This is a genomic window from Streptomyces hainanensis (assembly GCF_004348415.1).
GTDB lineage: Bacteria > Actinomycetota > Actinomycetes > Streptomycetales > Streptomycetaceae > Streptomyces > Streptomyces hainanensis.
Genome location: NZ_SMKI01000321.1, coordinates 1 through 9,067 on the forward strand (window position 1 = coordinate 1; position 9,067 = coordinate 9,067).

The following is a 9,067-nucleotide window of genomic DNA, read 5'->3' on the forward strand; positions in this document are numbered from 1 at the left end:
ACCCCGCCCCCTGGGCACCCCTCCTCGACCGCCTCGCCGCGGCGGGGGAGTGGACCTGGGGCGAAAGCTGACCGGAAACCCGTCACACCGGTCAGCGGACAACAGGGCGACGCTCAACCGCTCCCACCACGCCGTAACAGCGGCGACCCGGCGGCCCCGCCTGACCGGTAAAACCCGTTGACGACGGCTCGCGCCCCCGAATAGAACATGAGCTCGCGGATTCCCGGCCATCCCGATGGCCCCCCACAGCCATGGACGGAGGGCCACCTCGTGCGCACCAGTGCCGTCCGGGCGACGCCGCACGCCACCCCCGAAGAACCGTGAGGTGGCCGCGGGCCCGCGACGGCGCAGGCTGGGCGATACCGGTGGCGCTGGCCGTCGACGCCGTCGGCACCGGACTCTATCTCCCGCTCTCCATGGTCTACTTCCTCACCGTCACCGACCTGTCGGAGGCCGGCGTCGGCCTGTTGCTGACCGCCGCCACCGCCTGCTCGCTCCTGCTGCCGCTGCTCGTCGGACGGATCGTGGACCGCGTCGGCCCGCGACCCGTGGTGATCGTCGGGCAGTTGACGCAGGCCGCCGGCTTCCTCCTGTACCTGGGGGTGTCGGGGCCGGTGTCGCTGTTCCTCGCGGCCCTGGTCGAGTCGGTCGGGCTACGGGTGTACTGGTCGTCGGTCTTCGCGCTGATCTCCGAGCAGGCGGAGGGCGAGGCCAAGGACGAGTGGTTCGCCAGGGCCGGCATGATCCGGGCGGCCGGTACCGGCGCCGGCACGGTACTCACCGGCGTGCTGCTGGCACTCGCCTCGCAGGACGCGTACCGGGGGATGGTGCTGGCCAACGCGACCTCCTTCGTCCTCGCGGCGGCGACCGTCGCCCTGTTCGTCCGCGCCGGCCGCCGGCCGGCCGGCGAACCCGACGGCCAACCCTCGGACGGGATACGACGGTTGCTGCGCGACCGGCCGTACCTGGCGCTGATCGGCGTGAACACCCTGTTCAACATCTGTACGGTCTTCCTCGCCGTGGCGGTCCCCGTCTACGTGATCCGCGGTCTCGGGGCGCCCGGTTGGGCGGTCGGCGTCTTCCTCACGATCACCACGGTGGCCGTGGCCACCGGCACCGCCACGGTCAACCGCCGCGTCCGACGCCGCACTTCCCGGGGCGGCGCGATGGCCTGGGGCGGCGTGCTGTGGGCGGCCTGGTGCGCGGCCGCGGCCCTGGCGGTGCTGCTTCCGTCAGGCCCGCTGTTGGTCGGCTACCTGGCGTTCGCGATGCTGCTGTGGGGCGCGGCGGAGATGACGCACGGCCCGGCCGCCAACGCACTCTCCGCCGACGCCGCGCCGGAACGGAGCCGAGGCACGTATCTGGCCGCGTTCCAGTACTCGTTCGCCACGGCGGACATGGTGACGCCCGCGCTCTTCGGCGTCCTGTACGGCGTGAACCGCGTGCTGCCGTGGGCGGTCGTCGGCTCCCTGGCGCTGACCGCGAGCCTGGCGATCCGCCCCCTCGAACGCCGCCTGACGCGCGACGCGGCGGCAGGTCAGGTGTCCCCGGCCGTACCGGCCGGGTAGGACGGGGACGTGACCCGACGACCGTTCCAGGGCCTGATACTCGACTTCGCCGGCGTCCTGGCGACCGGCATCCGCGAAGCGATCGACGGCTGGTCCCGTGCCGAGGGCCTGCCACCGGACGCGTGGCGCCACACCCTGGACGAACACCCCGAGGGGCGGGCCGACTACCTGGCCCTGGAAGCCGGCTTGATGACCCAGCACGAGTGGAACCGCCGCACGGCCGCGCGGCTCGGCCTCGCCGACCCGCACAACCTGATGGGCCGCGCCTGGGCCGGCGTACGCCCGGCCCACGACATGATCGCGCTGGCCCGCGCGGCGCGGGCCGCCGGCCTCCGCGTCGCCATGCTCTCCAACAGCTTCGGCCTCGACCCCTACGACCCCTACGCCCACGTCGGCGTCTGGGACCTGTTCGACGTGACCGTCATCTCCGAACGCGAGGGCCTGGCCAAGCCCGACCCGGCCATCTACCGACTGGCCCTCGACCGCGTCGGACTCCCCGGCACCGCCTGCGTGTTCGTCGACGACCGCCCCGAGAACCTGCCGCCCGCCACGGCCCTGGGCATCACCACCCTGCACGCCGACGGACATCCCGAGACGACGCGACGGCTGGCACGGCTCATCGGCGTGACCTCGGATACGGTTCTGCCGGCCGAGTAACGATTCGATGTCGAACACGGCTTCATGTCCCGGTTGGTGATGATTCGCCGGAATGCCGCGCGCCATGACGGCCCGGCAGGGACCTTGCGTCACTCTGTGAAGATCATGGAGTGTCTTGATCGTCATGTCGACGATCCGTGGGGGGACCGTGCTTCGTGCGCGCTTTCTTGTGCTGTCCGCTGCCCTTTTGATGGCGGTTCTGACCGCTCTCGACCCTGGCACCGCCGCGGCGGCCAGCCGTTGGGTCGCCTCGTCCGGGAGGGCGGTGACCGAGAGCGGCGAGGCACCGGGGCAGGAGTGGGGCTCGGCGGACGGTCTGTCCCACGAGGCCGATGCCGCCGACACGACCGCCGAGGGGGACGGCGGCGGTGGGGAGCCGGGTGAGGCACCGGGGCAACTGCCGCTCGACGAAGGTCAGTCCACGAGCGACGACCTGGGGGACACCGCGCCGCCGTTGGAGTCCGGTGACCCGGAGGTCATCGAGTCGCTGCCGCCGGTCGAGCTCACGGGTTTCGACGAGGAGACCAGCGTCGAGGTGCCGGCGGAGCGCACCGAGGACTCCCGCACGTTCCGCAACACGGACGGCACCTTCACCACCCGCTACTACGACGAGCCGGTCAACTTCGCCGACCTGGACGGGGTCTGGCGTCCGATCGACCTGTCCCTGGTGCGCGTCGCCGGTGGCGAGTCGTGGGAGACGACAGCCACGGAGGCCGGCGTCTCCTTCGGTGCCACCGCCGCCGACGACCCGTTGATGACGCTCCGTCTGGATGAGGAGCACGCCGTCGGCTACGCCCTGGCCGAGGCGAGCGCCGTCCCCGGCGAGGTTGAGGGGCCACTCGTCACCTACCGCGACGTCCGGCGCTCCGCCGACATCGAGTTCCTCGGCGGCAACGCCGAGATCAAGGAAACGATCGTCCTCCGCGACGCCGACGCCCCGACCGAGTGGCGGTTCCCGCTCCACCTCGACGGCCTGACGGCAGCCCTGGACGAGCACGGCGGGATCGCCTTCGCCGACGCCGAGGGCGCCGTTCGTGCCTACATGCCGACGGGGTGGATGGAGGACGCGGCGGTCGACGAGCGTTCCGGCGACGGCGCGATATCGGGCGGGGTCGGCTACGAACTGGCCACCGAGAACGGCCGTCAGGTGCTGGTCGTCACGCTGGACGAGGAGTGGTTGAGCGATCCCGAGCGGGTCTATCCGGTGCGTGTCGACCCGTCCGTGACGCGGGTGGAGGCCAGTTCCTCGACCTATGTGCAGCGCCCTTACAACATCAACTTCTCCACGGACACGATCCTGAAGGCCGGTACCCCGGATGGTGGGGCGAGTGCGGCGACCTCGTTCCTGCGGTTCTCCGGTGTGCAGTCCTCGCTGCGCAACGCCTGGGTGCTGGACGCGCGTCTCGCGCTCTACAACTCGTGGTCGTACTCGTGCAACGCCCGGCCGGTCACCATTCACCCCATCACGCAGAACTGGTCGGCGGGCACCCTGGCCCAGTACCCGGGTCCGAACGTCGGCTCCGCACTGGCCACCGACCGGTTCGCGCATGGCTGGCGGCCGGCCGGCACGACCAACTGGGCCTGCGCGCCGGCCTGGGAGACCATCCCGCTGGGCTCCGCCGGTCGCCAGCTCGTGGATGACTGGACGCATGGCCGCAAGACCAACTACGGCCTGGCCATCCGCGCTTCGACGACCGATTCGTATGGCTGGAAGCAGTTCGGCTCCACCCGCTACCCCAACGGTGCGCCGAGCCTGGACGTGACGTGGACGCAGTACGGCGCCACCTACCGCCTCGGCCAGCTCACCCAGCCGGTGACGGCGGTCAGTGAGGGCGTGCAGCGCGTCACCCTCACCAACCAGGGGCAGGAGACCTGGCCCGCCGGTGGCCGGTTCAAGCTGCGCTACAACCTCTACAACGCGAACGGCACCGAGCTCACCGACGCCTCGCTGCGCCGCTACACCGAGATGCCGCAGGCCGTGGCCCCTGGTGAGAGCGTCACCGTCAACGCCCGGATCGCGCCGCTGACACCCGGCACGTACACCGTCGACTGGACGATGACGGACTACGGCGTCAGCAGGTTCACCGCTCAGGGCATCCCCGGGGCCCGGGTTCGGCTGGCGGCCGTGAACATCCCGCCCGAGCTGACCGGCGCGGCCCCCGGCAGTGGGGCGGTCGTCGACACCCTCACCCCGACCCTCTGGGCCGAGGGCACCGACCGCGACCACTACCCCAACGCCCGCCTCCAGTTCACGTTCGAGGTCTGCGAGGTCGACGGCGAGAACACCCGCAAGAACTGCCGCACCGGCAGCCGCAGCGCCAACCAGCAGTGGGCCGTCCCCGCCGGCTGGCTGTCGTGGGACAAGACCTACGCCTGGTACGCCTACGCCTACGACGGGCAGGCCACCTCACTGCGCCCCAATCCGTCGCTGTTCTCCACCCGGGTGCCGCAGCCTGCCGTCACCGGTCACCTCGGCGGTTCCGACGGCCGCGAGTTCAACCCGGTCAGCGGCAACTTCGCCACCTCGGCCACCGATGCCACGCTCTCCACCGTGGGTCCGCCGCTGGCGGTCACCCGCACCTACAACTCCCTCGATCCGCGTGGCGACCTTGCCTTCGGGCCCGGCTGGACGACGCGTTGGGACATGCGGGCCGCTGTCGAGGCCGACGGCAACGTGGTGGTCACCCTGGCCGAGGGCAGCCGGGTCCGTTTCGGCCGTAACGCCAACGGCAGTTACGCGGGTCCGTCCGGGGGCAGCCTCACCCTCACCACCGCGACGGGCGGCGGCTGGGTGCTGCGTGACGCGAGCGGCGCTACCCACACCTTCAACGCCGCAGGTCAGCTCACCAGGGTCGCTGACAGCGCCGGCCGCGAGCAGCGGCTCACCCACACGTCCGGCCGGCTTGCGACCGCCACCGACGCGCTGTCGGGCCGCACGCTGACCTTCACCTGGCGGGACAACCGGGTGGAGTCCGTCACCACCAACGCGGTGGCCCCCGGCGAGACGGGCCTGACGTGGCGCTACGGCTACACGGGCGGCCGGCTCACCAGTGTCTGCCCGCCCGGTACGACGGAGGAGTGCACCCGCTACAGCTACGAGGACGGCTCGCTCTACCGCAGCGCCGTCCTGGATGCCGGCCCCGTCTCCTACTGGCGGCTGGACGAGGCGGAGGGCGCCACCGCCGCCAGCTCAGCGCCCTCCCGCACCGGTTTCAACGACGCCGAGTACCTCAACACCTCGGGCGGCACGCCGGGCGCGCTGGCCGGCACCAGCGACACCGCCGCGTCGTTCGACGGCACCGACACCGTCGTCCGTCTCCCGCACGACACCCTGCGCACCACCACCTTCCTCTCCATCGAACTGTGGTTCCGCACCACAGGGCCGGGCGTGCTGATGGGTTTCCAGAGTCAGCGTCTTGAGGACGGGAAGCCGGAGTCCTGGACGCCGCCGCTGACGGTCGACGCCAACGGCAGGCTCTCCGGCTACCTGTTCACCGGTGACCGGGGCAACATCACCCCGATCAAGAGCTCCGGCACGGTCACCGACGGGGCCTGGCACCACGCCGTCCTCACCGCCGAGGGCACCACCCAGACGCTCTACCTGGACGGCCGCGCGGTCGGCACCCTCAACGGCGCCATCGACCACCTCGACATGGCCTACACCTACCTCGGCGCCGGCTACTCCTCCTCCGGCTTCGACGGCGCCGCCAGCGGCGTGCGCCGCTTCACCGGCGACCTGGACGAGGTCGCCGTCTACCACCGCGCCCTGGACGCGGCCACCGTCGCCGAACACCACGCCCTGCGCCAGCCGGCGGCCCGCCTCACCGAGGCCACCCTCCCCTCCGGCCGCACGCACGCCACCAACACCTACGACGACGCCACCGGCCGCGTCGCCGAACACACCGACGCCGACGGCGGCACCTGGCAGCTCTCCCAGCCCAGCTACGCCAACGTCGCCAGCGGCTACGCCGACGCGGTCCGCGCCGGCGACCCCACCGGCTACTGGCGGCTCACCGAACGTTCCGGCGCCGTCGCCGCCAGCGCGCTCGACGACGCCGGCGACGGCGCCTACCTCAACGGGGTGCGTCCCGGTGGGTCGGGACCGTTCGCCGACGGCGACACCACCGCCCCCTACTTCACGGGCGAGGCCGACAGCGCCGTCGAGGTCCCCACCGACGCGTGGGGCGACACCGACGCCCAGACCATCGAACTCTGGTTCCGCACCACCGACTCCGGCGTCCTGGTCTCCATGCAGGACAAGCCTCTGGGCACCACCGCGACCGAGTGGTGGCCCATGCTCCTGGTCGACCAGGACGGTTTCCTACGCGGCCGGCTGCGCTACCCCGGCGATTCGACCACCCTCCGCTCCAGCCAGCGGGTCGACGACGGCCAGTGGCACCACGTCGCCCTCACCGGTTCCGCGCAGGGACAACTGCTCGTCCTCGACGGCGAGTACCAGGCGCACAACACCAAGGGCACCGATCGGGGCCGACTCACCCACACCTACGTCGGCGGCGGCTACTCCTCGGGAAGCTGGGACGGACAGCCCGCCGGTGACCGCAACTTCTCCGGCCAGATCGCCGAAGTGGCGTTCTACGACACGTCGTGGATCACCCAGATCTCCGACAGCGGCATCGGCTACTTCGACCAGAGCGCCAGGAGCATTCGCGCGGCCACTGCCCTGGTGTCCGGCACCGGCGACGACTACCGCGCCGCCGTGATGGGCGACGGGCCGGCGGCGTACTGGCGGCTCGACGAGACCAGTTGGTCGCTGCCGCGCGGCGTCGTCGCCGACGAGACCGGCCGCCACCCGGGAAGCGTCGAGGGCACCCCCACACAGGGTTCCGGAGGCGTGTTCGGCGCCGGCGACGGCTACGCGCTGTTGCCCGGCTCGAACGGCGCGGTCCGTGTGCCGGGGAACATCCTCTCCGGCACCACCGAGCTCAGCGCCGAACTGTGGTTCCGCACCACGAACACCCGTGGCGTGCTGATGGTGTTCCAGAGCGATCCGCTCGGCACCACCCCGGCCACCTGGCGGACCGTTCTCAACGTCGACACCAACGGCCGCCTGCGCGGCCAGTGGTGGATACCGGACGCGGGCGGTGCCCAACCCATCGTCTCCAGCAGCGCCGTGAACGACGGCGAGTGGCACCACGTCGTCCTCACCGGCTCCGGGAACACCCAGACCCTCTACCTCGACGGGGTCGCCGTCGGCACCCTCGCGGGCCAGATCGCGGAACAGAGCCGGGCCTACGCCTACCTGGGCGCGGGCTACAGCAGCAGTGGCTGGATGGGCGCGCCCGGCGCGACCTACCACCTCAACGGCCATCTCGACGAGGTGGCGCTCTACCGGCACGCGCTGACCGCCGAGGATGTCGCGGCGCACTACGCGGCCCGTGCGGAGCGTGCCGGTTCCGCGCTCGGGGCGACCGTCACCGTGACCAACCCGTTGGGCGACGCCACCGAGGCGACGTACGACGCGCTGCGCGGCTACCGGGTCACCTCGGTTACCGGTGCGGAGGGTGGTACGACGACCTTCGCCTATGACACGGGCGGCTTCCTGCACACCGTCACGGACCCCAACGGCGACGCGACCATCACCGGGCACGACGCGCGGGGCAACACCGTCTCCACGACGACCTGTCGGGGCCCGCGTGACTGCCAGACGTCGTACGCCGACCACTACCTGAACGCGAACAACGCGCTGGATCCGCGCAACGACAAGCCCACCGCCACCGCCGACGCCCGCTCGACCGGACCGGCCGACACGACCTTCCGCACCACCACCAGCTACACCGCCCTCGGTCTGCCGGAGACGACCCGCCTGCCCGACGGGCGCACCTCCCGCCGCACCTACACCACCGGCACCGAGCCGGCCGTGGGCGGCGGTACCGCCCCGCCGGGTCTGCTGGCCACCGACGTCCAACCCGACGGGGCCACCACCCGGTACGCCTACTACGCCAGCGGCGACGTCGCCCGCACCACCCAACCCTCGGGTCTGGCCCTGGAGTACACCTACGACGGCCTCGGCCGCCGGCTGACCCAGACCGAGATCTCCGATGCCCAACCCGACGGCGTCACCACGACGTTCGTCCACGACGCGCTCTCCCGCGTCACCTCGGAGACCGGCGCCACCACGGAGAACGCCGTCACCGGCGAGGACCACACGGCCCGGGTGACGCGCGCCTATGACCCGGACGGCAATGTGCTCACCGAGACCGTCTCCGACCTGGGCGGCGAGGACCCGGACCGTACCGCCCAGCAGCGGTATGACGAGCACGGCCGGGTCGACCGCGTCATCGACCCGGAGAACGGCGCCACCTACTACGTCTACGACGACCTCGGCCGACTCGCCCAGGAGACCGACCCCGCCGGCACCGTGCTGCGCCACACGTACACCCCGCGTGGCCAGCACGCCGCCACCGTGCTTCAGGACTGGACCGGCGACCCGTCCGGTGAGGTCCGTGACCTCACGCTCGTCTCCAACGCCTACGACCCGGCCGGCCGGCTCGCCACCACGACCGACGCCATGGGCGCCGTGACCGCTTACCGGTACTTCGGCGACGGCCTGACCGCCACCGTCACCGCCCGGGACGTCGCCGATGGCCGTGACCTCGTGTTGGAGGACAACACCTACGACCGTGCCGGGCATCTCGTTCGGCAGGCCACCGGCAACGGCACCACCATCACGGCGTACGAACTCGACGTGGCCGGCCGCGTCACCACCACCGTCCTCGACCCGGACGACCTGAACCGGCGCACCGTCACCACCTACGACGACGCCGACCGCCCGCTGGAGGTCCGCCAACTAGGCTCCTCCGACGCCGACTTCCTCACCACCA

At 71.8% G+C, this 9,067-nt stretch carries 3 protein-coding genes; all 3 read left to right on the top strand.

Annotation, left to right across the window (positions count from 1 at the left end; translation table 11 throughout):
- The first annotated feature begins 320 nt into the window (after window positions 1-320).
- Window positions 321-1,568, top strand: a complete 1,248-nt coding sequence (locus E1283_RS25300) for an MFS transporter (protein ID WP_243745095.1) — start codon at window positions 321-323, stop codon at window positions 1,566-1,568.
- A gap of 9 nt (window positions 1,569-1,577) precedes the next feature.
- A complete protein-coding gene (locus tag E1283_RS25305; protein ID WP_132820457.1) occupies window positions 1,578-2,225 on the top strand; it encodes an HAD-IA family hydrolase in 648 nt (215 codons plus the stop codon).
- Between the two features lie 190 nt (window positions 2,226-2,415).
- Window positions 2,416-9,067 (top strand): LamG-like jellyroll fold domain-containing protein (locus E1283_RS39510; RefSeq protein WP_132820458.1); only part of this gene is annotated, 6,652 nt, incomplete at its 3' end.